Below are 25,092 nucleotides of genomic sequence, written 5' to 3' on the forward strand. Positions count from 1 at the left end.
GGCTCCGCCGGAGGAGCGCACACCTCAGGGCCTCGCACCTCAGGTGCGCCCAGCACCCGAGCCGGACCGGCCGCCCGGATCCACACGGTGGACCCGGACGACCGACGAGGCCGGGCGGGTCTCACCCACCCCGGCCCGTGACCCGCGTACCGCCGGCGGCCGGGGACGTCACAGCGCGCCGCGCACCCAGGGTCCGGTGATGGCGAACGTGATGCCGGGGAGCTGGACGTTCACGAACAGCCAGCGGCCGTTCTTCGGCTCGAACACCGAACCGGCCCACTCCGAGGCCCGGTGATCGGCCGCCGGAACGTTCTTGCCGGCGGTCCCGCCGCGCAGATCCACGTTGTTGGCGGCGAACCGGAAGATCTCGCCCTCGGGGGTCAGCCCGTGGACGTACTCCAGCCCGCTGCCGTCCTCGCACAGCACCAGGCCACCGCGCGGACTGACGCACATGTTGTCCGGGTTGTTCAGGACGTCGGCACCGGGCGAGGCGAACAGCACCCGCAGCTCGTCGGTGCACGGGTCCAGCTCGAACACCTGGCCCTGCCGGACGGGGCCGCCGTCGGTGGTGATCGCGTAGATGCGCCCGTTGCCGTACCAGGCGCCCTCCAGCCGGCTGAACACCGCGGCGCCCTTGGCCTGCGCCTGCGCGCGGACCGTGTCCGTCGCCGGGTCCGGGTCGTCCACCGGCACCCAGGAGACCCTGCCGTAGGAGCGCTCGCCGTCCAGGCGGGTGTCGTACGACGCGCCGCCGATGCACAGCGCCTCCAGCCGGCCGCCCTTGGCCAGCTCGCCGGGCACCGCCGGGACGAAGCGGTACAGCGAGGCGTTGGGGCGGTCCTCCGTCTCGTAGACGTAGCCCGTGGCCGGGTCCACGGCGACCGCCTCGTGCAGGAACCGGCCCATCGCCCGGTACGGCTCGGGGTTGCCCTTGCCCTGCGAGGGCACCTCGAAGATGTAGCCGTGGCGCTTGCCGGCGACCGTGGTGAAGGACTCCTCGCAGGTGAGCCAGGTCTTCCACGGGGTCGGCCCGCCGGCGCAGTTGCGCATGGTCCCGCCCAGACTGCCGTACGACTCCAGCCACTCACCCGCGTCCGGGTCGAAGACCAGCGTCGTGGTGCCGCCGCCCGCGCCGGTGTTGTAGGCCGGCGCGGTGAAGGGGGTGCCGGCGGCGATCTCGTGGTTGCGCACGAGGTGGACCTTGTCGCCGTGGCGGAAGGCCGCCATGCCGTCATGGGTGCTCGGCGTGCGCACCCCGTCGTCCATGAGGTCGTTCGTCCAGCCGTAGGAGATGTACTCGAACCCGCGCGGCAGCTGGAGCAGCTCCAGCCCGGTCGCCTGGTCCTTGACGGGCCGCAACGGGCCGTAGCCGGGGTCGAATGCGAGCTTGACCGGAGCGGCCGCCGCCGTACGCGCGGCGAGGGCCTGGAAGGGGACGGAGGCGGCCGCGGCCACCGCCGCCCCGCGCAGCAGCGTGCGTCGTTCGAAGCCGGAACCGGTCGGTCTGCCCGCGGACGTGTCGGTCATGGGTGTCCTCTCGATGCGACGAACTGTCAGAAGAGGGGGGGGCGGCGCCAGTCACCCTTGGAATTAAGCCCCCATGGGCCCCCGAACGTAAGGTGATCGGTGAGCCAACCTCTGGTGAACCCACTCCGGGAAAAATCTTGGGCGGCGATGTCGAGAACGCGGGACCGGCTCCGTCCCAGGGGTGAAGGCGGCCAGAATGGGCCGCACAGCACCGAGGAGAGACACCATGGCCAAGTACCTGCTGCTGAAGCACTACCGCGGCGCCCCGGCACCGGTCAACAACGTGCCCATGGAGCAGTGGACGCCCGAGGAGATCTCGGCGCACATGCAGTACATGAGCGACTTCGCGGCCCGGCTGGAGAAGACCGGCGAGTTCGTCGACGGCCAGGCGCTCGCCCCCGAGGGCACGTGGGTCCGCTACGACGGCGAGGGGCGCCCGCCGGTCACGGACGGCCCGTTCGCCGAGACCAAGGACCTCATCGCCGGCTGGATGATCATCGACGTCGACAGCTACGAGCGCGCCGTCGAGCTGGCCGGGGAACTGTCCGCCGCCCCCGGCGCGGGCGGCAGGCCGATCCACGAGTGGCTGGAGGTGCGTCCGTTCCTGGCCGCGCCGCCCACCATCACGGAGTGACCGCCGCCATGGACGAGGCCCTGCTCAGGAGCCTCACGCCGGGCGTGCTCGCCGTCCTCGTCCGCCGCGGAGCCGACTTCGCGGCGGCCGAGGACGCCGTCCAGGACGCCCTCGTCGAGGCCCTCCGCGTCTGGCCGGCCGACCCGCCGCGGGACCCCAAGGGCTGGCTGGTCACCGTGGCCTGGCGCAAGTTCCTCGACCAGGCCCGCTCGGAGGCCGCCCGCCGCCGGCGGGAGGACCTCGTCGAGGAGGAGCCGCCGCCCGGCCCGGTGCCCTGCGTCGACGACACGCTCCAGCTGTACTTCCTGTGCGCCCACCCGTCCCTGACCCCGTCGTCCGCGGTCGCGCTCACCCTGCGCGCCGTCGGCGGCCTCACCACGCGCCAGATCGCCCAGGCATACCTCGTGCCCGAGGCGACCATGGCGCAGCGGATCAGCCGTGCCAAGCGCACCGTCTCCGGCGTACGGTTCGACCGGCCCGGCGACGTGGCCACCGTGCTGCGCGTCCTCTACCTGGTCTTCAACGAGGGCTATTCCGGCGACATCGACCTCGCCGCCGAGGCCATCCGGCTCACCCGGCAGCTCGCGGCCGCGATCGACCACCCCGAGGTCGCGGGTCTGCTCGCCCTCATGCTGCTCCACCACGCCCGGCGCGCCGCCCGTACCGCCCCCGACGGCAGCCTGGTGCCGCTCGCCGAGCAGGACCGCGCCCGGTGGGACACCCGGATGATCGCCGAGGGCGTCGAGATCCTCCAGTCCGCCCTCGCCCGCGACCGGCTCGGCGAGTACCAGGCCCAGGCCGCCATCGCCGCACTGCACGCCGACGCGCCCACCGCCGAGGAGACCGACTGGGTGCAGATCGTCGAGTGGTACGACGAGCTCGCCCGCCTGACCGACAGCCCCGTCGTCCGCCTCAACCGCGCGGTCGCCGTCGGTGAGGCCGACGGCCCGCGCGCCGGACTCGCCGAGCTCGCGGCACTGGACGACACACTGCCCCGCCACACCGCGGCCGCGGCCTACCTCCACGAGCGCGCCGGCGACCTGTCCACGGCGGCCCGCCTCTACGCCGAGGCGGCCCACAAGGCCCCCAACCTCGCCGAGCGCGACCACCTGACACGGCAGGCGGCGCGGCTCAACGCCGTCCGGCATGGCTGACGGCAGCGACATGGCGGTCAGCCGTCCCGCTCCGTCCCGGCGACGGCGCGCAACAGGCCGGGACGGAGGATCTCGAGGCTGCGGCGGCCGATGCGCACCACACCCCGGTCGCGCGGCTCCCCGAGCAGCCGGTGCACCGTCTCCCGGCTTGCGCCCACGGGCCCGTTCCCGGCGGTGGACGGGCCACCGGTACGGTGTGGCCGCATGGAACACGCCGAGGCGCACGAGCCCGACGAGCACCGCCGGTTCGCGGACTACCTGGACGAGCTGCGGCGGGTCGGCGACGCGGACGAGATGGGCCTGGTGCGGCGCGTCCTCGCCGATCCGGTCCCGGCGATGGCCCGCTCCGCGGTGCTGCGGCACCTGGACCGCCGGGCCGCGGACCTGTACGCAGGCCCTGCCTACGAGCAGTGGGCGCAGGCATGCGCCCAGGCCGTCCACGACGACGACTTTCTGACCCGGCGCCTGTGCGAGTGGTCCCTCTTCCGGGCCGTCGTCCTCCGGCTGCCCTGGCAGCAGGACGACCTGTCTGCCGCGTCCGACTGGCTCCAGCTCAAGATCGCCGCCGACCCGGGCGCGAGCACCGAGGCCCTGGAACTGCTCGCCGACCGAGGCCGCACCAAGCGCATCCGCGCCACCGCCGGAGCCGGCCTGAAGCAGCGCCGGGGCAGGCGGTTCAGCAGGGAGTGACCCGAGGCTCGATCGAGGGCAGCGCCCACGCCTCCAGCGCCCCGGAGCAGTACTCGGCGAGGAACTGGACGGCTCCGGCCTCGTAGTGCCACCAGCCGCCGTTGCGGGAGGCGACGGTGACGGGCCAGTCCCGCGGGCCGTCCCCCGTGGTGGTCCACAGCAGTACGTCGCCCTCGTTGGAGCCCGCCCAGGGCAGCAGGCCGCCCGGCGCCGGGTGCGGGCGCAGGCCGATCGACATGTCCGCCTCCCACCATTCCTGGACGACTTCCTGGAGCTCGCCCCGGATACCGCGGAGCCGGTGGTGCTCCGCACCGGGTTCGGGAAGGCCGACCAGGAGGAAGTCGCCGAGCGCGAACGTCGGGTACCACTCCGCGAGCCGCTTGTAGTCGGCGGGGAGCGCGGTGCCCAGGCCGTCCTCCAGCACGGCCCAGTCGAGTACGGCGGGCGCCGGCCGGCGGTGGTTCGTCAGTCCGGGCACAGCGCGCTCCAGCGCCGCGATCGCCTCGTCCGGCTCCGTGATACGACGCGTCGGCCGCTGCGTGCCGATGAGATCGTCAGTCATGGCAGGCAGCGTGCCAGACACCACTGACAGCCCCTCCCGACACGGCCCGGCTGTGTGGGCCCCGGCGCGGTGTGACAGGGTGAACGCTGTTCATCGGAGGGGCACAGGGAGCGGCGTACGTCGACTGCTTCAGGACAGCATGCAGTGGGAGGGGAGTACGGGTGGCCGCGCCCATACAGCTGACACGGATGCACCGCGTTCTCATCGGCGTGGTCGTCTTCGGTGCCGTGATCATCGCCGGCATCGGTTTCGCGGGCTCCTACGCCGCGGTGCGCGAGCTGGCCCTGAAGAAGGGCTTCGGGGACTTCTCCTACGTCTTCCCGATCGGCATCGACGCCGGGATCTGCGTCCTGCTCGCCCTGGACCTGCTGCTGACCTGGATCCGCATCCCCTTCCCCCTGCTGCGCCAGACGGCCTGGCTGCTGACCGCCGCCACCATCGCCTTCAACGGGGCCGCCGCCTGGCCCGACCCCCTCGGCGTCGGCATGCACGCCGTCATCCCGGTCCTGTTCGTCGTCGCCGTCGAGGCCGCCCGCCACGCCGTCGGCCGCATCGCGGACATCACCGCCGACAAGCACATGGAGGGCGTCCGCCTCACCCGCTGGCTCCTCAGCCCCATCCCCACCTTCCTGCTCTGGCGGCGGATGAAGCTGTGGGAGCTGCGCTCCTACGACCAGGTCATCAAGCTCGAACAGGAACGCCTCGTCTACCAGGCCCGCCTCCGCTCGCGCTTCGGCCGCTTCTGGCGGCGCAAGGCGCCGGTGGAGTCGTTGATGCCGTTGCGTCTGGCCCGCTACGGCGTCCCGCTGGCGGAGACGGCCCCGGCGGGCCTGGCGGCGGCGGGCATCGAACCGGCACTGATCCCGCCGGCCCCGCAGCCGGCGCTGGAGCCCGCGGGGGCCCGTGTGGTGGCGGGTGCCGCCGCTGCCGGCAGTCGTGCCGCCGGGGCGGCGCCCGTCCCGCAGGGAGCGGCACCTCTCGGCGGGCAGCGCCAGGAGCTGGCCGGCAACCACGACGCGGGTCAGCCGGCGACCGGGGACCAGCCCGCCCAGGCCGCGCCGCGGCCACTGGAGCCCACCGACGCGACCGTGGAACGGTTCGCCGACGCCTACGCCTCCTTCGTCGACCAGTTCCAGATCGAGCCCACCGCCGCCCAGTGGGCGTTCTGGCTCCGCGACACCCTCGGCCTCTCCACCGCGACCGGCGCCCCGCTCTCCGAGGAGCAGGTGCAGCCGCTGCTCCAGGCGCTCAAGGAGCGCTACGCCCCCGAGGACAGCGCCCCCGGCGCGGAGCAGCCGCCCACCGACGAGTGGTTCGACTACTTCCACAACGCCTGGCGTACCTACGGCGAGGAGACGGGCACCCACCCGGACGCGGACGAACTCGCCGCCTACGTGCACCGCCGCGACGGCGTCACGGGCGCCGACGGCGCGCCCCTCACCGGCGAGGACGTCGCCGACTACCTCACCGCCATCCTGGAACGCGAGCAGCAGGCACAGGCAGCCGCCCCCGCCGACCCCGAGGGCACGGAACCGGCCACCACGCCGGAGACCGATGCCGACGCCGGGGGAGCGGAGCTGACGCTCCCGGACCGCTACTACCTGGCCTGGACCGCGTACCAGGACGAGCACGGCGCCGAACCCAGCGACGAGCAACTGTCCGCCTACCTCGCCGAGCAGGGGCTGCTGGGGCGGGCCGGAAAGCCGGTCGGCCCGTCGAGCCTGCGCCGCCACTTCCTGCGCTGGCGCGTCTACGGCGTCTGGGCCTCGTACCGTACGCACGTCGACCGGCCCTCCGCCGAGGAAGTCGCCCGGGCGTGCACGGCCCGCGGCATCACCGCCCAGTACAACCGGCCCGTCGCGGCCGAGTACATCGCCCAGGAGGCCGCCGACTTCGAACGACGATGGCTGGCGCTCGCCGGACACCGCGCGGACGCGCAGCCGTAGCCACCGGAGCGCGCAGAACCGGGAGGCGTCGTTCTGCCGCCCGAGAACCGGTCGTTCCTCCCAGGTGGGAGACGGCCCCGCCGGGCCCGGTCGCCTGGCCACGCCCTCCCCTTTGGCTCCGCTTCGGACGGGCCGGCGCCGGGTCACGCCAGTGGGGGGTGTGACCCGGCGGGACCGTCAGGGGTAGGAGACGACGGTCGACGGGATGGTCGCGGTGCCCTCGGTGGGGGCGCCCGTGTCGTTGATGACGTGCTCGAAGTGGCCGTTGCCGCCGAGCGAGACGGTCAGCAGGCTGTAGAATCTCACGCCCGGTTTCACCGGGGCCTTGAAGCCGTGGTCCTGCCTGATCGTCGGGTCGACGTTGTAGTAGCAGTAGCTGCCCATGCCCCAGCCCTCGTGGGTGTTCACCGAGTCGTCGACGCGGTAGGCGGCGTAGCCCTTGGTGGTGCCGTTCTGGATCGCGGCCTGGTTCGGGGCGTCGTACGCCTTCTCGTTCTGGAAGAAGATCGTGCGGCCGCGTTCGCCGTACCACTCGACGTCGTACTTGTTGAAGTGCTCCACGAACAGGCCGGTGGCCAGCACGTCGTCGCCGTTGACGCGGACCCCGTAGTCGGCGCGGTTGGTCTCCCAGCCGACGCCCTCGCCGTGGTCGGCGCGCCAGACCCAGGTGTGGTCGACGATCGTGTCGTCGCTGTTGACGACCAGGCTGGTGGTGGCCTTGCCCGCGCCCGCGCCGCCGATGCGGAGGTAGACGTCCTGGACGGTGGTGGGGTTGGCGGAGTGGTCGGCGCTCGCGTTCTGCGGACCGACCTCCAGCAGGGTGGGGGAGTTGACCGGACCGGCGTCGATCAGGAAGCCGGCCAGGCGGACGCCGTCGACGTCGGCGACGCGCATCGCGGTGACGCCGTTGTCGGGGACGATCGTGGCGAGACCCAGGCCGAGCACGATGGTGTCGGGCCGGTTGATCTGGATCGTCTGGTCGACGTGGTAGACGCCGGGCGTGAACAGCAGGTGCAGGCCCTGCGCCACCGCCTGGTTGATGGTCGCCGCGGTGGTGCCGGGCTTGACCACGTAGAAGCGGCTCAGCGGGAGGGACTGGCCCTGCGGGGTGCCGGACTCCCAGGTGGTGCCGCGGGCGTTGGTGCGCAGGGCGGGGGCGAAGACCTTGTACTCGTTGCCGTCCAGGTAGAGGAACGGCTTCTCCCGTGAGATCGGGGTGGTGGCGAGGGTGGTGTAGCGCGGCTCGGGGAAACTGTTGGCCGGTGCGCCCACGGTGCCCGAGAAGACCTGGTTCCACACGGAGTTGGACCAGCCGCCGATGGAGCTGTCCCGCGTGTACCACTGCTGCTGCGAGTAGTTGCCGACCTGTCCGTCGATCTTGGAGTCGGCGATGTAGCCGCCGCTCGCCCAGCCGTAGCCGTTGGGGGCGAGGTTGAGGCCGCCCTTGACGTGCATCCGGCGGAAGGAGGATGCCTGCGAGACGGCCCAGCGGTTGGTGCCGTTGACCGGGTTGACCGCGAGGTTCTCGGCGCCGCGCCAGAAGTTCTGGGTGGCGTTGCCGTTGAACCAGCCCGCGTCGACGGTGATGTCACCGTTGATCAGGGTGTCGTCGGGCTTGAGGCCGAGGCCCGCGATCTGGGTGTAGAAGCCGATCTGCGCGTTGAGGTTGTGGTACGTGCCCGGCTTGAACAGGAAGGCGTGCCGGCCGCTGCCGAACTGCGCCGACTCCTGCTGCCGGAACACCGCGTCCAGCTTGCCCTGGATGTCGGGGGTGGACGGGTCGATGACATGGACGTTGGGGCCGAGGTCCCCGCCGCCCGGCAGCTGGGTGGTGTCCCCGGCGCCGTACACCTGGAACTCCCACAGCGAGTAGCCGTAGCCGGTGCCGCGGGCGACGCCCTGGAGGCGGACGTAGCGGCCGGTGCCGGAGACGGCGAGGTCGTCGGTGCCTCCGTCGCCGGAGGTCACGGATCTGACGGTGCGCCAGTCGGTGCCGTTGTCGGACAGCTGGATGTCGTACGCCTTGCCGTACGCCGCCTCCCAGGTGAGGACGACCCGGCTGACGGTGGCGCTGCGGCCCAGGTCCACCTGGAACCACTGGTTGTCGTTCCACTGGCTGGACCAGCGGGTGCGGGTGAGGTCGCCGTCGACGGCGGCGGAGGCGGGGAAGGCCGCGGCCTCGGTGGAGGAGGCGGTGGCGGTGCGGCCCTGGGAGAGCAGGGTGTCGGCGGCGCCGGCCGGACCGGCCGGGCCGAGCGCGAGCAGGGTGCCGATCAGGGTGGAGACCAGAGCGCCTGCGGTGGCGCGTCTGGCTGCCGGGGAGGAACGCCGGAGGGCCGGCGGGATCCCGACTGGAGGCATGGGTGCTCCTAGTCATTGACACAGGGGATGGTGGGAGAGCGCTCTCCGGGGAACCTTGCCCGTCCTGTCGGTGGCCGGTCAAGCGTCGTGCGGCGCTTTTCTTTCGTCTTGCGTTAAGGCTCGGATCATTCGGCGACGCCTGCCCGTACCGGCTCGGCGACAGCGCGTCGAGGTGCCTTGGGTGGCGAAGAGAGGACCGACGCGGAGGACGTCGCGCGCGAGGCCGGGGTGTCGCGCGCGACCGTGTCGCGGGTGGCCAACGGGGTGCGCAAGGTGGATCCGGGGATCCAGGAAGCGGTGCGCCGGGCCGTCGAACGCACCGGGTACACGCCCAACCAGGCGGTCCGCTCCCTGGTGACGCGCCGCACGGGCGCGGTGGCGCTGGTGCTCTCCGCCTCGGGCGACGCCTTCGCCGCCCGCGCCTTCGCCGACCCGTTCTTCGGACGCGTGGTGGACGGCGCGGCGGGCTTCCCGCGGGAGCGCGGGGTGCAGCCGGTGCTGCTGGTGGTCGAGTCGGAGCGGGCCAGGGCGCAGGTGGTGGAGTACCTGGGGCAGGGCGCCGCCGACGGGGCCATGGTGGTCCCGCTCGACGCCGACGACCCGCTGCCCGGCATGCTGGTCGCCGCGGGCGTCGCGACGGTGCTGTTCGGCAGCCCCGCGGCGGGCCTCGGGGCCGGTTTCGTGGACCTCGACAACGAGGCCGGCGCCCGGCTCGCGGCCCGGCATCTGCTCGCCCGCGGCTGCCGCCGCCTCGCCACCATCGCCGCCCCGGACTCCGCACCGGCCGCCCGGCAGCGCCTCGACGGCTTCCTGCGGGCCCTGGCCGCGGCCGGTGGCACCGGCGTGCCGGTGGCCGAGGGGCGCTTCACCGTGGAGAGCGGCAGACAGGTGATGGCCCGGCTGCTCGCCGAACACCCGGTGCCGACGGGGTGTTCGCCGCGAACGACCTGATGGCCCAGGGCGCGTGCCAGTACCCGCGCGAGCACGGACTCGACGTGCCCGGCGACGTGGCCGTGGTCGGCTTCGACGATTCCCGCGCCGCGACCGAGTGCCGGCCCGCCCTGACGACGGTGCGTCAGCCGGTGAAGGAGATGGCCGCGGCGATGGCCCGGCTGCTCGTCGACCGGCTCCGCACCCGCACCGCGGCAGGTGCCTCGGTGCTGTTCGAACCGGTCCTCGTGGTCCGGGCATCGGCCTGACCGGGGCGCCCCTGACCGTGCCGCGCCCCGGTCAGGAGCTCAGGCCCCGGCCGCGACGCGGTGGGCGCGGATGATCTCCGCGTAGCGGCGGCCACTGCTCTTGACGGTGCGCTTCTGCGTCGCGTAGTCGACGTGGACCAGCCCGAAGCGCTTGTCGTAGCCGTACGCCCACTCGAAGTTGTCCAGCAGCGACCAGGCGTAGTAGCCCGCCAGCGGAACGCCCTTGCGGATCGCGCGGGCGCAGGCGGCGAGGTGCTCCTCCAGGTACCGCACCCGCTCGGGGTCGTGCACGCTGCCGTCGGCGGCCACCGTGTCCGGGTACGCCGAGCCGTTCTCGGTGACGTAGATCCGGCGCACCCCGTAGTCCTCGGTCAGGCGCAGCAGCATGCCCTCCAGTCCGGCCGCGTCCACCGGCCAGTCCATCCCGGAGCGCGGCACGCCGGGGACCCGCACCTCACGGGCGTACGGGACGGGACCCTCGGGGTCGTCGGCGACGACGGACGGGAAGTAGTAGTTCAGCCCGTGCCAGTCGGTCGGGGTGGCCATCACCTCCAGGTCGCCCGGTCGTTCGGGCAGGTCCACGCCGTACAGCTCGCGCATGTCGGCCGGGAAGCCGCGCCCGTGGACCGGGTCGAGCCACCAGCGGTTGCCGTGGCCGTCCATGCGGACGGCCGCGGCGGCGTCCTCCTCGCTCGCGGAGGCCGGTTCGACGGTGGAGTGGTTGGTCACCAGGCCGATCCGCGCGCCGGGCGCGGCGGCCCGGACCGCCTGCACGGCCAGTCCGTGCGCGAGCAGCAGATGGTACGAGGCGTGTACGGCGGCGGTCAGATCGGTGAGGCCGGGTGCCATCCGGCCCTCCAGGTGCCCGATCCAGCCGGAGCACAGCGGCTCGTTGAGCGTGGCCCACTGGGTGACCCGGTCGCCGAGCCGGCCCGCGACGACGGAGGCGTACGCGGCGAGGTGCTCGGCCGTGTCGCGCTCGGGCCAGCCGCCGCGGTCCTGGAGCGCCTGGGGCAGGTCCCAGTGGTAGAGGGTGACGGACGGGGTGATGCCGGCCTCCAGCAGTGCGTCCACGAGCCGGTCGTAGAAGTCCAGGCCCGCGGTGTTGACGGGACCGTCGCCGCCGGGCAGGACGCGCGGCCAGGCCACGGACATCCGGTAGGCGCCGGCGCCGAGCTCCTTCATCAGCGCGATGTCCTCGGGCCAGCGGTGGTAGTGGTCGCACGCCACATCCCCATGGTCGTCGTTGTCGACCCGGCCGGGTGTGTGCGCGTAGGTGTCCCAGATGGAGGGGGCGCGGCCGTCCTCGGCCACCGCGCCCTCGATCTGGTAGGCGGAGGTCGCGGTGCCCCAGGTGAAGTCCGCCGGGAAGGCGGCCAGGTCGAGATCGTGCGGGGCTGCGGAATCGGACACGGAGAACCTCTCAGGAAGGAACAAGGGAAAGAAGGAGGGGCACTACTTCACGGCGCCCGCGGTGAGGCCGGTGACGAGATACCGCTGGAGCATGAGGAATCCGGCGACCACGGGGACGCTGACGACCAGCGAGGCGGCCATGATCTGGTTCCAGTACACGTCGTTGAGGGTGGAGTAGCCCTGCAGGCCCACGGCGAGGGTGCGGGTGGTGTCGTTCGTCATCACCGAGGCGAACAGCACCTCGCCCCACGCGGTCATGAAGGCGTACACGGCGACCGCGATGATGCCGGGCACCGCCGCCGGCACGATCACCCGGAACAGCGCCCCGAGCGGACCGCACCCGTCGACCTTCGCGGCCTCGTCGAGATCGCGCGGGATGGATTCGAAGTACCCGATGAGCATCCAGATCGAGAACGGCAGCGAGAACGTGAGATACGTGAGGATCAGCCCGCCGCGCGAGCCGAACAGCGCGATGCCGGTGGCGTTGCCGATGTTGACGTAGATGAGGAACAGCGGCAGCAGGAACAGGATGCCGGGGAACATCTGCGTGGACAGCACGGTGACCGTGAAGACCTGCTTGCCGCGGAAGTCGTAGCGGCTGACCGCGTACGCGGCGAACACCGCGATCACCACCGAGCAGACCGTGGCGGCCACCGAGACGATCAGCGAGTTCACGAAGTAGTCCGCGAGCGGGACGGTCTCCCAGATGTCGACGTACGGCCGCAGGGTCAGCTCCGACGGGGCCCACTGGAACTTCCCCGAGACGTCCGCCAGCGGCTTCAGCGAGCTGGAGATCATCACGTACACGGGCAGCATCACGAACCCGGTCAGCAGGGTGAGGAAGATCCGCCGGCTCCACAGGAACGACCGGGGAGCGGCCATGGGTGAGCGGACGGCACGCGGTCGCGAGGTGTCAGGCACGGGCCTTCCTTCCCCGGTTGGTGACCAGCAGATAGACAGCGGTCACGACGAGCAGGAACAGCAGCAGCAGGACCGACATCGCCGAGCCGGTGCCGAAGTTCCAGGTCTGGAACGACGTCTGGTAGATGTGCACCGAGATCAGGTCGGCGGATTCGGGGGCCGCCTTGCCGAACAGCACGTACGGCGTGTTGAAGTCGTTGAACGTCCACAGGAACAGCACCAGCACCAGCACCTGGTTCACCGGCCGCAGCGAGGGCAGGGTGATGTGGCGGATCTGCTTCCACACACCCGCCCCGTCCAGGGCCGCGGCCTCGTAGAGGTCACGGGGGATGTTCTGCAGCCCGGCCATCAGCGTCAGGAAGGCGAACGGCCAGCCCTTCCACACCGACACGGTCAGCAGCGACCAGAAGGCGTTGTCGCCGATCAACCAGAACGAGGGCTTGTCGGTGAGGCCCAGCTGGTCGTGCAGGACGTGATTCACCAGGCCGTTGTCGTGCTGGAACATGAACACCCAGGTGATGACGGCCGCGTAGACCGGCAGGGCGTACGGCACCAGGAACAGGGTGCGCAGCAGGCCCCGGCCGCGGAAGCTCTCCTGGAGGAAGATCGCCGCGGCCGTGCCGATCAGCCAGCACAGGCCCACCGAGCAGACGGTGAACAGGCAGGTGGTGAGGAAGGACCTCAGCAGGGCCTCGCCGACGGGGGCGTCGAAGTCCACCGCCATCGAGAAGTTGTCGAAGCCGGACCAGGGGGCGGCGACCCAGTCGCGGATATAGAACTGGGTCAGCTCCTTGAAGCTCATGACGATGCCCATGAGCATCGGCACGAGGTGCACGAGGAGTTCGAGGACCAGCGCGGGGAGCAGCAGCAGATACGGCAGGGAGACGCGGCGCAGCCGCCCGGAGCGGGGCTTCTTCGGGCCCGCTCCGGGGGTCTTGCGCGGCTCCACCGCCTGCTGCGGGGAGGTGACGGTCGTGGTCATGGAGGGCTTCGCTCTTACTTCGCGGGCATCTGCTGCTGGGCCTTCTCCAGGGCCGCCTTCACCGATGCCTCGGTCACCTCGCGGCCGGCGGCCGCGTCGGCGAACAGCTCCTTGACGGCCGTACCGACCGCCGTCTCGAACTGGGACTCGTCGGCGACCTGCGGCAGGGCGGCGGCACTGGTGGCCAGGGTCTGCTTCAGCACGGCGTTGGCGGGGGTGTTGAACGCGGGGTCCTGCTGGGCGGCCTTGACCGGCGGGATGGAGCTGTACGCCTGGTTGAGGATCTTCTGCTCGGTGTCGCTGGTCATGAACTTCACGAACTCGGTGGCGCCGTCGAGGTTGTCGGTGTTCTTGAACACGGCCAGGTTGATGCCCGCGACCATCGAGTTGACCTGGGTGCCGGTGCCGGGGGTGCCGGACTGGACGGGGACCGGGGCGATGCCGTAGGCGTCCTCGCTCATGCCCTGGGACTTGAGGTTGGCGGAGGCGGACTGCCACAGCAGCATGGCCGTCTTCCCCCTGGCGAAGTCGGACACCGACTGGTTCTGCGCGTACTCGGCGTTGCCGACGGGGATGACCTTGTCCTTGGCCATCAGGTCGACGTACTGCTTCACCGCGGTGACCACGCCGTCTGAGGTGAAGTCGGGCTTGCCGTCGGGGGTGAAGAAGTCCGCGCCGTGCTGCTTGGCGAAGGTGAAGACGTGGTGGACGTTCTCGGCCGGGTTGGCGCCCTCCGCGCCCAGTACCTGCTTGCCGTCGGCCTGGATCTTCCTGCCCGCCTCGATCAACTCCGCCCAGGTGGCGGGCGGTCGGGCGACACCCGCGTCGGCGAGGATCTTCTTGTTGTAGTAGAGGGCGTAGGCCATGGAGTACAGCGGGACGGCGGCGGGGTCCTGGCCGGCCGCTCCGGTCGAGGCCAGCGCCGACTCGACGAAGCGGTCCTTGCCGCCGATCCTGCCGAAGGTCTCGGCGTCCCAGGGCAGCAGGGCGCCGGTCGCCTGGAGCGAGGCGGACCAGGTGTTGCCGATGTTCAGCACGTCCGGGCCCTGGCCGGAGGTGGTGGCGGTGAGGATCCGGTTGAGCAGGTCGGACCAGGGCACGACCTCCAGCTTCACCTTGATGCCGGTCTGCCGCTCGAACTTGTCGAGCTCCGGCTGGAGGACCTTCTTGTCGACCTCGATGCTGGCGCCCTGGTTGGACGCCCAGTACGTCAGGGTCTTGGGGTCGCCGTCCCCGCCGCCGGAGGAGGAACCGCCGCCGCAGGCCGCGGTGACGAGGGCGAGGGACAAGGTGACAGCACTGGCGGCCGCGGCTCTGATTCTGCGCATGGCTCCTCAAGGACCCTTTCGGGAAGGCGTGGTCGACCGGAACGGCGAGATGCCCCGCCCGGCTCGCCGTAACGGCTTAATTTACGCCGTGAGTTAAATGGCCGCGCGCCGTGCGCGTCAAGGCCCCGGCAGCGGGGAGCTCGTGCGCACGAGGGGAGCGGAGCGCCTGCCGTCGGCTCCGGCACGGGCCATGACCTGCGGCGCGAGGGGTGCGCCGCCCTTGTGCAACGGTTGGGTCTCGGTGGCGCGCCCGGACGTGCGGGCGGGGCGCGGCTGTTCGGCCGGTCAGCGGCGGTCCGGGCGGCGGGCCGCCCAGGGGGCTGTCAGCGGGGTAGGCCGTGAAGCGGCGGGCGGAAGCCGTACCGGCGGAGTTAGGGTCGCGGCATGACAGACGACACGCTGCGTTCCGTCACGGTGGAGCGCACCAGCACCGGTCACTTCGTCGCCACGAACGCCCGCGGCGGGACCCTCTCCTTCGGCAGCGCCGGCGACGACGACGCCCAGTTCACCCCGGTGGAGCTGCTGCTCGCCGCCATCGCGGGCTGCACGGCGGTGGACGTGGACATCGCCACCAGCCGCCACGCCGAGCCGGACCGGTTCAGCATCGCGGTGAGCGGCCACAAGATCAGCGACGATCTCGGCAACCGCCTCACCGATCTGAACGTCACCTTCTCGGTCTCCTTCCCCGACGGCGAGGGAGCCGAGCGCGCCCGGGCGATCCTGCCGAGGGCCGTCAAGACCTCGCACGACCGGCTGTGCACGGTCAGCCGTACCGTCGAGATCGGCACACCCGTCACCGCCACGGTGGAGGACGCCTGAGGGTCCTACGGGCGACGGGGGAGTACGACAAGCACATGGCCCCTAACGAGGGACACCGGTTCCACCGATGCGGGTCATGCGGGACGCCGGGCGTACCGCCCGGTCGTGCGGGCGCGTTGGCAGCAGCATGGACCGCACAGTCAGCACCGGAAGCCTCGTTCTGGCGGGCGAGAGCCGACGCGACCGCCCCAGCGCGTCAGCCGGGCCGCCGCCCCCGGCGTACCCCCCGATCTACGCCGCCCTGCTCGGGGAGTGGCAGGCCGCCGGACGGATGGTGCCCGGCGCCCCCGACGCCCAGTGGGACGCCCTGGTCGCCGCCGTCCGGGCGTCGCGTGAGCTGCCCGCCCCCGCCCTGAGACCGCCCGACGGCCGGGGCGAGCGCATCGCCGGCCTGGTGGTCGCCCGCTGACGGAGCCGGTTCACCGTGCGGGGCCGCCGTCTCCGCGTCCCCGGCCACGGCGCCGACCGCCGTCGGGCACCGCCCCGGCCGTCGGCGCCCCGCAGGTGGGGCACCGGCGCTGCGCCTGGGCCTGGGCGGCGAGCGAGGCGAGCGCGTGCTGGAGGGCGAGCTCCACCGCGGCGGGCACGAACAGCGTCCCGAGACCGTCCGGCGGGACCAGCCAGCGCAGCCGCCTCGCGGCGCCGTCCGGCGCGGGCGCCACGATCTGCGCGCCCCGGCCCAGATAGCGCACATCGGGACCGATCCACTGGCCGTGCGGGTCCGGTGGCAGGAAGAACGCCACCCGGCGGGCATCGGCGTCGGCGAGCGCGGGGCCCGGCGCCTGCGGAATGCACAGCAGCGCGTCCAGGGCCGGCACGCCCAGCGCCTCCGGAACGCTCAGCACGTCCCAGAACCGCCCGCAGGCCAGTACCGCGACCCCGGCGCCCGACCGCCACTGCCGCTTGCACTCGCGGGGGTCACGCGCAGCGGCGGACAGCCACTCCACGGCCTGCCGGGCGGGTTGTCGCATGGCGCACCTCCGGTATCCGTCGGCCCCGCGAACAGGGCGCACTTCCCCCTGACTGCCAGGACCTTCGGACTCGGGAGGTTCATGTTGGTAGATATTTCTATGCATCGGAAGGGGTGGCGAACCATGGCGAATACCGCTGAAATGTTCCTTCTCGGTGGAGAAGCCGCCCCGCTCGCGAAAGCTCCTCGACGGCCATGACTCTCGACGCGTTGCGATCCCCGTTCCGGCGGCTCTGGAACACCGCCCGGCGAGCGGCCTGGGCCGCCGTCCGCCGGTGCCCCTTCCGCCCGGACCCCCTCGCGTCCCTCGTGAGGACGGCGCGCGGCCTCGACTACGGCGCGGGGCGGCTGCCCGAAGCCACGGACGACGCCCGCCCCTCCGCCGACCGGGGCCGGTGAGGCCGACCTCGGCGGCACGGGAACCGCCAGGCCGTCGGGACCCCTCTCTGTGTGCGGCCGGCCCACCGCGAACGAACGGGCGAACGGACGAACGGGGGATGTCATGAACCAGGTGCTCTACGGGGAGCGATCGCGCAACCCCCTCGCACGGACCGTCGAGCTGACCGGCGACGGGCTGCGCAGGGGCGGCCGGCGGACGCCGCTGAGCGAACTGAACCTCCTCGCGATGGCGGACGCCTTCCGGCGCGGCCAGTGGCTGGGCGGCGGTGGCACGGAACGGCCGCTGCAGCGGCTGCCGGACGGGCCGGGCGTCGTCCCGGTGACCCGTGCGACCGGCACCTGCAGGCCGCTGAAGGTGCGGCAGGCGGCGCAGTTCGCCCGCGCGCTGGGGGAGTTGGCGCTGTGGGCGTGCGGCGGGCCCCAGCAGGTGGCCGCCCTCGCGGACCGGGCCCGCGCCGAGGGCGTACCGCTGTGGATCGCCCGCCGGTTCGCGCCGGGACCCGCCGGGCCGATCGCCGTCGCGGTGGACCGCAGTCTGGTGCGCGTGGACGTCTGGGGACCGGGCGCTCCCGTCGTACGGATCCGGGCACCCTACGGCTTCCACCGCGCCGGCGACGATCCCTCCCAGGGCTTGCGGCTCACCGTCGGCGACGTCCCCGCGGAGCTCAGCCTGGAGAAGAGGCTGCGCAAGTCCAAGCGGCGCGTGGAGGTCCGACTGCCCGGACAGCATTGGGAGTTGCGGCGGGAGAGCTCCGACGCCTCGTGGCTGCTGCGCGACGGACGCCGTGTCGCCTTGCTGTCCCGTCCCCGGGGACGGCCGCGTCCCGAGCCGGGCAGCGTCGTGCTGCCGCTGTCACCGGTGTCCTACGAGAGCCCCGACCCGCTGGACGCCGTCATGGCCCATGCCTTCGCCGTCACCTTCGGCATCGGCGACACCACGGGCGCGGCCCGGTTCCGCGCCGAGCGGCGCCGGGCGGCCGTCGGTGAGCCGATCGCCCCCGACGCGTGGTGGGACCGCGTCTGGTTCAGCAACCTCGGCAGCGGCGGCGAGGACAACGAATCCGGCGCCGCCGACGGCTGGGGCGCGGACGGCGGCGAGGGCGGCGACTCCGGCGCGGGCGACGGCGGTGGCGGTGACGGCGGTGACGGCGGCGGCGGAGGCGGTGACGGCGGCGGCGGGGGAGGCGGCGGCGACTAGGCGCCCCGTACCGGCAGTTCCGGACGACAGGCCCTGGGCCTCGCCCCTGGACCTCGGCGGTCGGTTCCCCGTACCGGGCACGGCCCTGACGCGCCGGGGTCCGTCAGTGGTCGTCCGGAGCGGGGACGACGGTGCCGTGCTCGTCGAGGGTGTGGGTGCGCCAGTACACGTCCCACTCGTCGTCGACCTGCCGCGGCACCTTGCCCTCGGGGTAGCGCGCGTATCCCGGCGGGGGCGCCTCGCCGTCGGTGACGCAGCCGGAGCCGCTGTTGTTCACCGCCAGGACGGGATACTCGCCGCTCCGGCAGATGTTCTCCCGGTACTCCAGCAGGGAGCACCCGGTCAGTGCCGCCGTCGCGGCCAGGCCGGCGAGGGCGGCGGCCGCCCGGAGGGCGGGGGCGGGTCGGCTGGACCTGGGGGCGGTGGGCATGTCGGCTCCTGGTGTTCGGTCGGCTCCTTCACTGTCGCCGCCGAAGATCGCCGCGGCCTGAGTACGCGTACTCAGAACCGTTCGCGCGGATGCTCAGACCCGCTCCCTCGCCGCGCGCGTGCGGCGCCGACGCCGAAAGGACGGGCGGCCACGGACGTCATGTCCGGGCCGCCCGGTGGCGCCGCCGGCGTCGGCGAAGCTCAGGTGCTGGTGCAGTGGTTGGCGAACGCGGGGTTGAGGAGCCCGATGATGTCGATCGTGTTGCCGCACACATTGGCCTGAAGGTCGATGGGCAGCTGGACGAGGTTGCCGCTGGCGACGCCGGGCGAGTCGGAGGCGCTGCCGGTGGCGGTGGGATCGGGCTCGGCGGCTATCGCCGTACCGGCGCCGCCGAGGGTGACGACGACGGCGAGGGCGGCCGCGACGAGGGTGCTGTGCCTGCGCATGGGTACCTCCTGAGGGGGATGGGTCGGTTCCACACCAGGGACCGTCCTCCGCGCGGCAGGCGACGGCAACGCCGGTGGGCCGGTCGACGGACCCGCGTCACCCGTACGGGGGCAGCCCCGCGGCAGCCGTCCGTGGCCGCTCGCCCCGGTGCCGATGCCCGCGCGGTCCGTTATCGCCGACGGCATCCGCGACCGGGCACCCCAGGCCACCAGCGCCGCCGCGCAGGCCCGAGCCGTGACGCGCTAGGGCGCCGGTGCCTCCTGTGCCAGGGTGGCCCAGTCGAGCGTGCGGTCGCACCAGCGCTCCAGGAGCACCCGGTCGTGGCCGACGGTGAGCAGGCCCGCGCCGGTCGTACGGCGGTAGTCCTCGACCACCGTCACCAGCGCGGCCGTGGTGGAGGCGTCGAGCATGGCCGTCATCTCGTCGCACACCAGCCAGCGCGGGCGCAGCACCAGCGCCCGCGCCAGACAGGCCCGTTGCAGCTGGCCGTCGCTGACCTCGTGCGGGCGGCGGGTCAGCAGGTCGGGGGTGAGACCGACGGTGTCGGCCAGTTCGGCGACCCGGTCGGGTACGGCGTCCCGGCGGCCGGTGGCGCGCAGCGGCTCGGCGATGAGGTCGCTGAGCCGCAGCCGGGGGTCGGCGGAGAGACGCGGCTGCTGGAAGACGATGCCCACGGCCGTGCGCAGTGCGCGCGGGGCACGGTGGCGCCAGCGGTCCACCACCGTGCCGTCCAGCCGGAACGTGCCGGAGTCGGGGCGGTGCAGCAGCGCGGCCACGCGGGCGAGGGTGGACTTGCCGCAGCCGCTGGGGCCGAGCAGACCGACGGCCTCGCCGGGTGCGACGGACAGGGAGGCGCCGCGCACCACGGGGTTCCTGCGGTCGTATCCGGCGGTGACGCGGCGCAGTTCAAGCACGGAGTTCCTCCTGCACGTTCGGGTGGTGGCAGGCGACCGCGTCCGTCAGCGGCGGCAGCGCGGCACAGGCGTCGTCGGCCCGGTCGCAGCGGGCGGCGAAGGCGCAGCCCGCCGGCAGGTCGCCGAGTTCCGGGGGCAGACCGGGGATGGGGGAGAAGGCGCGGTCGGGGAGCGCCTGGAGCAGACCCCGGCTGTACGGGTGGCGGGGTCCGGCCGCGCCGAAGAAGACCTTCGCGTCGGTGAGTTCGACGATCCGGCCCGCGTACATCACGGCGACCCGGTCCGCGATGCGCTCCGCGGCCCGCAGATCGTGCGTGATCACCAGCAGGGCCTGGCCGGCCGTGTCCACCGGGCGCCGCAGCTCGTCCACCGTACGGTCCACGAGATCACGGTCGAGCCCGGTGGTCGGCTCGTCCGCGAGCAGCAGGGGCGCGTCGCCGACCAGCGCGAGCGCGGTGGCGGCCCGCTGGGCGAGGCCACCGGAGAGCTCGTGCGGATGCCGGTCGAGGTGGTCCGCGGGAAACGCCGCCCGTACGGCGGCGGCCTCCGCGGCCGAGCGCAGGGCCGCACGCTCCCGGACGCCCTTCAGCGCGCGGACCGTCTCCTGCAGCTGGGAGCGGATGGTGCGGACCGGTGTGAGATGCGCCGCCGGGCTCTGCGGGATGAACCCGACGAGGCGGCCGCGCACCTGGCGGGCCAGCGTCCGCTCGCCGGCCGCCAGCAGGTCCAGCTCCCCGAGGCGGGCCTCGCCCGCCGTCCGGGCGTTGGCCGGAAGCAGCCCCAACAGGGCGGACGCCAGCACCGACTTGCCGCAGCCGCTCTCCCCGACCAGGGCCAGACACTCACCGGCCGCCACCTCGAAGTGCGCGTCCGTGACGGCCGCGATCCGGCGGCCGCCCGGCATGAGAAAGCGCACCGACAGCCCCCGTACCGACAGCACGGGGGACCGCTCCTCGACAGTCACAGCATCAGCTCCGATCGGCGGCGGGGGTTGATCCGCTCCCGCCACGCCCCGGCGAGCCCGGCGATGGCGAGGGTGGGCAGGATGATGAACAGGCCCGGGAACAGCGTCGGCCACCACTGCCCGGCGAGCAGCGAACCGCGGGCGCCCTGGATGAGCGTGCCGAGACTGGCCGTGTGCGGGGGCAGCCCCAGCCCGAGGAAGGACAGCGCCGACTCGTGCCACATGGCGTGCGGCACCATCAGTACGGCGGCCAGCGCGGCCTGCGGCAGCACGCCGGGCAGCAGATGCCGTACCGCCACCCGCCACCGTGAGGCCCCGCCGGAGACGGCGGCGTCGATGTAGGGGCGGGAGCGCAGGGTCAGCACCTCGGCGCGCACGATCCGCGCGGTGGACAGCCAGTGCGTGAGCCCCACCGAGACGACCACCGGCCATACACCGGGCCGGAACATGGCCACGATGAAGATGCCCATCAGCAGATGCGGCACGGACGAGAACGCGTCGACCACCCGCATCAGAGCGCGGTCCGCCCAGCCGCCCAGCGCCCCGGCGGCGGCACCGACGGCCGTCCCCAGCACGGTCGCGGTGAGCGCCGCCGCGACCCCGACGAGCAGGGACACCCGTAGCCCGTACACACAGCGGACCAGCAGATCGCGGCCGAGGTCGTCGGTGCCGAAGGGATGCGACCAGCTCGGCGGCAGCAGCTTGTCGGCCAACTCCACGGCCTGCTGGTCGAGTTGCACCAGCGGGGGCACGAGCAGCACGGCCAGGACGCTCGCGGCGACCAGCACGGCGGAGACCCGCACCCGCAGCGTGCGGGTGGAGCGGCGCTTGGCGCCGTGGGAGCGCCACACGGTCGGCGCGGACGCGGGCGCGGCGGAGTCACATCTCACTGAACTTCACCCTCGGGTCGAACAGTCCGTACAGCAGGTCCGCGAGCAGATTGCCCAGGAGCACGGCGGCGGTCGCGAGCGTGGTCAGGGCGGCGAGCAGCGGGAAGTCCACGGCGGTGGCCGCCTCGACGGTCGCCGCCGCGATGCCCGGCCAGCTGAAGACGCTCTCCACCAGCAGGGCGCCGGTGATGAGTTCGGGCACCCGCGACCCGATCAGGGTGAGCACCGGCAGCAGACCCGAGCGCAGCGCATGACCGAACAGCACGGTCCGCTCGCTCAGCCCTCGCGCCCGGGCGCCCCGTACGGGATCCTCCGCGAGCGCGTCCGCGACGCCCTGACGGACGTACAGGGTGAACCACGGCAGTTGGGAGACGGCCAGCACGCCCGCGGGCAGCACCAGATGGCTCGCCACCTGCCCCGGCGTGACGTGCTCGCTGGCGGTGTCGGTCAGACCGCCCGCCGGGAGCATCCCGAGCTGGAGGGCGAACAGCCACACCACGAGCAGCGCCACCCAGAACACGGGCGCGGCCTCCAGCGTGTACGCCAGGGAGGTGATGACCCGGTCCAGCCAGGAGCCCGGACGGCGGGCGGCCAGCACCCCGAGGAGGGTGCCGAGCAGGACGGCGACCGCGAACGCGACCGCGCACAGCAGCGAGGACCACACGAGCCGTTCGCCGATGACTTCGGCCACCGGCTGCCGCATCACGCTGGACCGGCCGAGGTCGCCGCCGAGCGCGGCGGTCAGCCAGTCCCACCAGCGGGAGACGAACGGCTCGTCCACGCCCAGGTTGGCGCGCAGCCGGTCCAGCGTCTCGGCGTCGGCACCGAGGGCGGCCGTCCCGGCGTACGCCTTGACGGGATCGAAGGGGGAGGCGGCGGCGATCGCGAACACGCCGAAGGTGACGACGAGCAGGACGGGGGCGGCGAACAGCAGCCGCCGCCCCGCCAGCCGTGCCATCGCCCCCCAGGGAAGCGAGGCGGGGGTCACTTCTTCGGCTGCCAGTCCTGGAGGTTCCACCAGGGGCCGCTGGCGAAGCCGTGCTCGTGGGGCTCGACCTGGGTGGTCAGCCCGTCCCAGCGGTCGGCGAGGACGTACAGGTGGTCGATGTGGGTGAGGAAGGTGTAGCCCGGGTCCTTCAGCAGCTCGCGCTGGAGCGTGTCGTAGGCGGCCTTGCGGGCGGGCGCCTGCTGGGTGCGGCGGCCGGCGTCCAGGGCCCGGTCCACGGCCGGATTGTCGTAGCGGGCCATGTTGTTGAAACCGTCACCGGCCAGGGAGGAGTGCAGCAGCGTGTAGAGCCCGAAGTCGGGGTCGCCGCTGCTGCCGAAGCCCGCGAGGACCGCGTCCCGCTTCATCCGCGGCTCGATGACCTCCCAGGTGGCGCTCTCCACCGTCACGTCGATGCCGGCCTTCTTGGCGTCGGAGGCGTAGGCGAGGGCGTGGTCCTGGCGGACCTTGTCGCCCGCCGGGTAGAGCAGGGTGAACGCGGCGCGGGTGCCGTCCTTGACGCGCACCCCGTCCCCGCCGGGCTTCCACCCGGCCCGCTCCAGCACCCGCTCGGCCTTCGCCAGGTCCTTCTCCCGCTCGATGCCCTCGGCGTACCAGGGGTCGTCGCTCGGCAGCGGCCCGTACGCCGGGCGCCCCGCTCCGTCGAGGATCTTCTCCACCATCGCCCGCCGGTCCACGGCGGCGTCCAGGGCCTGCCGGATCGCGCGGTCGCCGGTGACCGGGTGGGCGGTGGGCAGGGTGACGGCACGGAAGTCGTAGGAGGTCGCCTCGTACGTCCGCTTGTCGCCGTCGTTCTCGAACGTGGCGGCCAGGGCGGGCGGGAGGACCGCGCCGTCGAGGTCGCCGGCGCGCAGCCGGGTGGCGCGTACGTCGTCGTCCTTGATGACCGCCATGGTCACCTTCTTCACCTTCGGCGCGCCGCCCCAGTAGTTCGGGTTCGCCTTGAAGGTGAGCTTCTCGCCCTTGCTCCAGCCGGTCAGGACGTACGGTCCCGTACCGACCGGCTCGGTGTTGAAGGAGCCGGTGTTGGGGTCCTGCCCGCCCGCGATGTGCTCCGGCACGATCGGCAGGACGGTACGCCCGGCGAAGGGCGCGTAGGGGTACTTCAGGGTGAAGACGACCTTGTCGTCGCCGACCGCCCGCACCTGCTCGACGGCGTCCAGTTCGCTGCGCGCGGTGTTGTTCGTCCTGGCGTCGAGGATCGTCTCGTACGTGAAGACGACGTCCTCGGCGGTCAGCGGCTCACCGTCGCTGAACTCCACGCCGTCGCGCAGGGTGTAGGTGTAGGTGAGACCGTCACCGCTGACCTTGGGAAGCGCCTCGGCCAGGGCCGGTCTCAGCTTGAGGTCGGCGTCGCGTTCGAGCAGTCCGTCGAAGATCTTCGAGTTGCCGTCCTTGCCGTAGCCGAGGAGCGGGCTGAGGGTCTCCGGCTCGGAGGCCACGCCGATCACGACGGAGTCGGCGGCGTCGCCGCCGCCCGAGCCGCCGCCGGGGGCCGAGCAGGCGGCGAGCCCGGTGATCGTGGCCGCGGCGACGGCGGCCACGCGTATCCGTGGGACGGTCATGTACCTCACACCCTTATTGCGCTGAGCTGGCTGTTGCATATTAGTTGCAGATAAGCCCGGCTCAGGAAGCACCCCCCGCCAGTGGGTTTCACGACAGCGGGCGGGGCCGGGCGAGGTCAGATCAGCAGGACGATCGCCGCCGCGCCGGAGGCGTCGACGACACCGCACCACTCCGACCAGGCACGGGGCACGACCGCGCCCGAGAGGTGGTGCGCCAGGTCCCAGACCGCGTGCGCGCACCAGCCGCCGGCCAGCACCCACAGCGCGAGCTCGCCGTCGGCCGCCAGGGCCGCCGCGGCCAGGGCCACGAAGCCCGCCAGACCGGCGAGCTGGACGGCGAGCGCCCGCCGGTCGCCGAACTCGCCGCGGGCCGCGCCGAACGCGAGGTAGCACAGCGGCATCACCACCAGCAGCGCCGCCAAGAAACGCGTCGGCGGCATCCCGTCGAGGAACGTGGCCAGTGCCAGCGCCAGTGCCAGCAGGGTCGGCCACCGGTGCGCGAGAAAGCTCATCGTCATGGCGTCCACTGTCCGCACCAAGGGCACCGGGGGCGCGGGTCGGGGCCGTCGATGTCCGTCGGGTTGGGGCGGAGGTCCGTTCGGCAGCGGGTGGGGCGGGGGCGGAGGACGTCGGGAACGGAAGAACGGGGACGGGGGACGGCGGGGACGGGGGACGGCGGGGGCGGAGGACGGCGGCGGGACCGGGCTGCCGGGGAAGGGGCCGGTGAACGCGGCGAACGGGGGGCGAGCGCGGCCGGTGGGGCGCCGAGGCGT

General features: G+C 72.9%; 25 protein-coding genes and 1 pseudogene. 9 read left to right on the forward strand and 17 right to left on the reverse strand.

The genetic code is table 11. The features are described from left to right. Positions 1–168 precede the first annotated feature (168 nt). The gene (locus tag ACSU6M_RS31420) at positions 169–1,527 is read right to left on the reverse strand and encodes an alkaline phosphatase PhoX (RefSeq protein ID WP_437074326.1); all 1,359 of its coding nucleotides are present in this window, start codon (positions 1,525–1,527) and stop codon (positions 169–171) included. A 226-nt stretch (positions 1,528–1,753) separates the two neighbouring features. On the opposite strand from ACSU6M_RS31420, the gene ACSU6M_RS31425 reads away from it, so the two are divergent. Further along, entirely contained in the window at positions 1,754–2,161 is a 408-nt protein-coding gene (locus ACSU6M_RS31425; protein ID WP_437074328.1) for a YciI family protein, read from the forward strand. An 8-nt stretch (positions 2,162–2,169) separates the two neighbouring features. Further along, positions 2,170–3,315 carry an RNA polymerase sigma factor gene (locus ACSU6M_RS31430; RefSeq protein WP_437075429.1) on the forward strand — a complete coding sequence of 382 codons (1,146 nt, stop codon included), beginning with the start codon at positions 2,170–2,172 and terminating at the stop codon, positions 3,313–3,315. Positions 3,316–3,332: 17 nt separating this feature from the next. Here the strand turns inward: ACSU6M_RS31430 and ACSU6M_RS31435 are convergent, their stop codons facing one another. Next, a complete protein-coding gene (locus ACSU6M_RS31435) occupies positions 3,333–3,473 on the reverse strand; it encodes a helix-turn-helix domain-containing protein (RefSeq protein WP_437074329.1) in 141 nt (46 codons plus the stop codon). A 46-nt stretch (positions 3,474–3,519) separates the two neighbouring features. Between ACSU6M_RS31435 and ACSU6M_RS31440 the strand changes: the two genes are divergently transcribed. After that, positions 3,520–4,005 (forward strand): hypothetical protein, encoded by a 486-nt coding sequence (locus tag ACSU6M_RS31440; protein ID WP_437074331.1) that lies wholly within the window; start codon positions 3,520–3,522, stop codon positions 4,003–4,005. Here ACSU6M_RS31440 and ACSU6M_RS31445 read toward each other — a convergent pair. Beyond that, entirely contained in the window at positions 3,992–4,567 is a 576-nt protein-coding gene (locus ACSU6M_RS31445; RefSeq protein ID WP_437074332.1) for an SMI1/KNR4 family protein, read from the reverse strand. The two genes, ACSU6M_RS31440 and ACSU6M_RS31445, sit on opposite strands and share 14 nt — an antisense overlap. Before the next feature lie 188 nt (positions 4,568–4,755). On the opposite strand from ACSU6M_RS31445, the gene ACSU6M_RS31450 reads away from it, so the two are divergent. Continuing rightward, complete coding sequence (locus ACSU6M_RS31450; protein WP_437074333.1) at positions 4,756–6,513, forward strand: DUF2637 domain-containing protein; 1,758 nt, start codon at positions 4,756–4,758, stop codon at positions 6,511–6,513. Between the two features lie 177 nt (positions 6,514–6,690). Here the strand turns inward: ACSU6M_RS31450 and ACSU6M_RS31455 are convergent, their stop codons facing one another. Next, positions 6,691–8,874 carry a discoidin domain-containing protein gene (locus ACSU6M_RS31455; RefSeq protein WP_437074334.1) on the reverse strand — a complete coding sequence of 728 codons (2,184 nt, stop codon included), beginning with the start codon at positions 8,872–8,874 and terminating at the stop codon, positions 6,691–6,693. A gap of 177 nt (positions 8,875–9,051) precedes the next feature. Here ACSU6M_RS31455 and ACSU6M_RS31460 point away from each other — a divergent pair. After that, positions 9,052–10,073 (forward strand): annotated as a pseudogene (locus ACSU6M_RS31460) (LacI family DNA-binding transcriptional regulator). A gap of 39 nt (positions 10,074–10,112) precedes the next feature. Here ACSU6M_RS31460 and ACSU6M_RS31465 read toward each other — a convergent pair. Genes ACSU6M_RS31465 through ACSU6M_RS31480 form a run of 4 tightly spaced genes read right to left on the reverse strand, consistent with a single transcriptional unit; the run spans position 10,113 to position 14,717 of the window. Continuing rightward, complete coding sequence (locus ACSU6M_RS31465; RefSeq protein ID WP_437074335.1) at positions 10,113–11,486, reverse strand: GH1 family beta-glucosidase; 1,374 nt, start codon at positions 11,484–11,486, stop codon at positions 10,113–10,115. Positions 11,487–11,528: 42 nt separating this feature from the next. Continuing rightward, positions 11,529–12,368, reverse strand: a complete 840-nt coding sequence (locus tag ACSU6M_RS31470) for a carbohydrate ABC transporter permease (RefSeq protein WP_437075430.1) — start codon at positions 12,366–12,368, stop codon at positions 11,529–11,531. A 31-nt stretch (positions 12,369–12,399) separates the two neighbouring features. Next, positions 12,400–13,389: a carbohydrate ABC transporter permease gene (locus ACSU6M_RS31475; protein WP_437074336.1), complete on the reverse strand. Its 990-nt coding sequence runs from the start codon at positions 13,387–13,389 to the stop codon at positions 12,400–12,402. Positions 13,390–13,403: 14 nt separating this feature from the next. Further along, complete coding sequence (locus tag ACSU6M_RS31480; protein ID WP_437074337.1) at positions 13,404–14,717, reverse strand: ABC transporter substrate-binding protein; 1,314 nt, start codon at positions 14,715–14,717, stop codon at positions 13,404–13,406. A 384-nt stretch (positions 14,718–15,101) separates the two neighbouring features. On the opposite strand from ACSU6M_RS31480, the gene ACSU6M_RS31485 reads away from it, so the two are divergent. Both ACSU6M_RS31485 and ACSU6M_RS31490 read left to right on the forward strand, forming a co-directional pair. Next, positions 15,102–15,536: an OsmC family protein gene (locus ACSU6M_RS31485; protein WP_437074339.1), complete on the forward strand. Its 435-nt coding sequence runs from the start codon at positions 15,102–15,104 to the stop codon at positions 15,534–15,536. 127 nt (positions 15,537–15,663) lie between these two features. Continuing rightward, complete coding sequence (locus tag ACSU6M_RS31490; protein WP_437074341.1) at positions 15,664–15,945, forward strand: hypothetical protein; 282 nt, start codon at positions 15,664–15,666, stop codon at positions 15,943–15,945. 10 nt (positions 15,946–15,955) lie between these two features. Here the strand turns inward: ACSU6M_RS31490 and ACSU6M_RS31495 are convergent, their stop codons facing one another. Beyond that, complete coding sequence (locus tag ACSU6M_RS31495; protein ID WP_437074342.1) at positions 15,956–16,507, reverse strand: hypothetical protein; 552 nt, start codon at positions 16,505–16,507, stop codon at positions 15,956–15,958. A gap of 209 nt (positions 16,508–16,716) precedes the next feature. Between ACSU6M_RS31495 and ACSU6M_RS31500 the strand changes: the two genes are divergently transcribed. Beyond that, positions 16,717–16,905, forward strand: a complete 189-nt coding sequence (locus ACSU6M_RS31500) for a hypothetical protein (protein WP_437074344.1) — start codon at positions 16,717–16,719, stop codon at positions 16,903–16,905. 103 nt (positions 16,906–17,008) lie between these two features. Beyond that, on the forward strand, positions 17,009–18,103 hold the full coding sequence (locus ACSU6M_RS31505) for a hypothetical protein (protein ID WP_437074345.1): 1,095 nt from the start codon (positions 17,009–17,011) through the stop codon (positions 18,101–18,103). Positions 18,104–18,206: 103 nt separating this feature from the next. On the opposite strand, the gene ACSU6M_RS31510 is transcribed toward ACSU6M_RS31505, so the two are convergent. The 8 genes from ACSU6M_RS31510 to ACSU6M_RS31545 all read right to left on the reverse strand — a co-directional run bounded on the left by ACSU6M_RS31510 (position 18,207) and on the right by ACSU6M_RS31545 (position 24,837). Beyond that, positions 18,207–18,533, reverse strand: a complete 327-nt coding sequence (locus ACSU6M_RS31510; RefSeq protein ID WP_437074346.1) for an SCO0607 family lipoprotein — start codon at positions 18,531–18,533, stop codon at positions 18,207–18,209. 200 nt (positions 18,534–18,733) lie between these two features. Further along, positions 18,734–18,979: a chaplin gene (locus ACSU6M_RS31515; RefSeq protein WP_437074348.1), complete on the reverse strand. Its 246-nt coding sequence runs from the start codon at positions 18,977–18,979 to the stop codon at positions 18,734–18,736. A gap of 243 nt (positions 18,980–19,222) precedes the next feature. Further along, positions 19,223–19,894 carry an ABC transporter ATP-binding protein gene (locus tag ACSU6M_RS31520; RefSeq protein ID WP_437074350.1) on the reverse strand — a complete coding sequence of 224 codons (672 nt, stop codon included), beginning with the start codon at positions 19,892–19,894 and terminating at the stop codon, positions 19,223–19,225. Further along, positions 19,887–20,798 (reverse strand): ABC transporter ATP-binding protein, encoded by a 912-nt coding sequence (locus tag ACSU6M_RS31525; RefSeq protein WP_437075431.1) that lies wholly within the window; start codon positions 20,796–20,798, stop codon positions 19,887–19,889. The genes ACSU6M_RS31520 and ACSU6M_RS31525 overlap by 8 nt, the downstream gene beginning before the upstream one ends. 56 nt (positions 20,799–20,854) lie before the next feature. Continuing rightward, a complete protein-coding gene (locus ACSU6M_RS31530; protein ID WP_437074352.1) occupies positions 20,855–21,748 on the reverse strand; it encodes an ABC transporter permease in 894 nt (297 codons plus the stop codon). Continuing rightward, positions 21,738–22,706, reverse strand: a complete 969-nt coding sequence (locus tag ACSU6M_RS31535; protein WP_437074354.1) for an ABC transporter permease — start codon at positions 22,704–22,706, stop codon at positions 21,738–21,740. The genes ACSU6M_RS31530 and ACSU6M_RS31535 overlap by 11 nt, the downstream gene beginning before the upstream one ends. 26 nt (positions 22,707–22,732) lie before the next feature. After that, positions 22,733–24,319 carry an ABC transporter substrate-binding protein gene (locus ACSU6M_RS31540; protein WP_437074355.1) on the reverse strand — a complete coding sequence of 529 codons (1,587 nt, stop codon included), beginning with the start codon at positions 24,317–24,319 and terminating at the stop codon, positions 22,733–22,735. Positions 24,320–24,435: 116 nt separating this feature from the next. After that, on the reverse strand, positions 24,436–24,837 hold the full coding sequence (locus ACSU6M_RS31545) for a hypothetical protein (RefSeq protein WP_437074356.1): 402 nt from the start codon (positions 24,835–24,837) through the stop codon (positions 24,436–24,438). Positions 24,838–25,092: the final 255 nt, after the last annotated feature.

It is taken from the genome of Streptomyces sp. enrichment culture (assembly GCF_964272895.1).
Classification (GTDB): Bacteria; Actinomycetota; Actinomycetes; order Streptomycetales; family Streptomycetaceae; genus Streptomyces.